Origin of the sequence: Arthrobacter castelli DSM 16402 (assembly GCF_000430705.1) — a bacterium.
GTDB lineage: Bacteria > Actinomycetota > Actinomycetes > Actinomycetales > Micrococcaceae > Arthrobacter_C > Arthrobacter_C castelli.
Window position 1 is genome coordinate 1 of sequence record NZ_AUMN01000048.1, and the last position, 1,487, is coordinate 1,487.

Consider the following 1,487-nt stretch of genomic DNA (forward strand, 5'->3'; position numbering starts at 1 on the left):
GGCCCTTCGCATTTGAGCGTGGTTAGGGTGTCCTCAGGAATTTGAGATGGCGGGATGTTCTGCGGCTGCTGCGGCGTGGCGCGCACGGAACGGGGTCAGGGTCTCTTTGAATTGGTAGCGACCAAACTTCCAACCTCAAAAGAGACCCTGACTTGTCTAATTCTACGTCCTGTCCCGGTGGGCGCTGGTGCGAACGCGCTGACACTCTGCTCGGTATCACTGGAGTGCACATCACCTCCGTCACCGGATCTGCCGAGAGCCTGCTCCTTCGCATTGAAACGGATCAGTCCCTGGCTGGTTGCCCGGCCTGCGGCGTCGTTGCCATCGGGCACGGACGCAGGCGGATCCGTCTGCACGACATCCCGTGTTTCGGCCGCCCGGTGCGCCTTCTGTGGGCCAAACGAGTATGGCGCTGCCCCGACTCCGGCTGTCCGACCGGCACGTTCACTGAAGAGCACCCGCTGGCCGGGCCCCGGGCGAAGCTGACCGCTCGGGCGGTGCGCTGGGCCACGAACGCGCTGGAGCGATTCGATACCTCGGTGGCCGCGCTGGCCTACCAGCTCGGCGTGTCCTGGCACACTGCCTGGGACGGGATCGAGGCCGAGGCCAGGAGGCGGATCGCCGATGAGGGCCGGCTCAAGGATGTCGATGCCCTCGGCGTGGACGAGCATGTCTGGACTCATACAGGTCTGCCCGGCTCCGGCATGATCACCGGAATTGTCGATCACACCCGGGACGAGGAGGGCAAGGTCCACGCCCGTTTACTGGACCTCGTTCCGGGACGTTCGGGGAAGGCTTACGCCGATTGGCTCAAAGAACAGGGCAAAGATTTCGCCGCCGGAATCAAAGTCGCAACCTTGGATCCGTTCCGCGGCTACGCCAATGCTGTCCGCGACGAACTGCCCGAATCCATCACTGTCCTCGACGCGTTTCACGTCGTCAAACTTGGTGGCGCCGCCGTTGACGACGTCCGCCGCCGCGTCCAGCAGGACACCCTGGGACACCGCGGACGAAAAGGCGATCCCCTCTACGGAATCCGCAGGACCCTGCAGATCGGCGCCGAGCACCTCACCGAAAAACAAGCCGCCCGGCTGGAGAAGAAGCTGACCACCGGCGATCCCAAAGACGAGGTCACGCTGGCCTGGCACTGCTACCAGAAGCTGCGGGCCGTCTACCACGCCAGCCCTGCCCGGGGCCGGCAACTGGTCACCGAAATACTGACCTCGTTCCCCACGTGCCCGATCCCTGAGATCGCCCGCCTCGGACGGAGCCTGCGGGCGTGGAAGAGTGCGATACTGGCCTACTTCGATACCGGAGGAGCATCAAACGGTCCCACCGAAGCGATTAACGGCGTCATCGAAACCACCCGCCGTATCGCCCGCGGATTCCGCAACTTCGCCAACTACAGGCTCAGATGCCTACTGGCCGCCGGCGGCCACCGCCCCTACCGGCGAAAAACCGCTAACCATGCCTAAATGCGAAGAGCC

1 protein-coding gene is annotated in these 1,487 nt (G+C 64.2%); it reads left to right on the plus strand.

The annotated features are described in order from the left end of the window. Window positions 1–152 precede the first annotated feature (152 nt). The gene (locus tag H535_RS0121625; RefSeq protein ID WP_245580415.1) at window positions 153–1,475 is read left to right on the plus strand and encodes an ISL3 family transposase; all 1,323 of its coding nucleotides are present in this window, start codon (window positions 153–155) and stop codon (window positions 1,473–1,475) included. Window positions 1,476–1,487 lie beyond the last annotated feature (12 nt).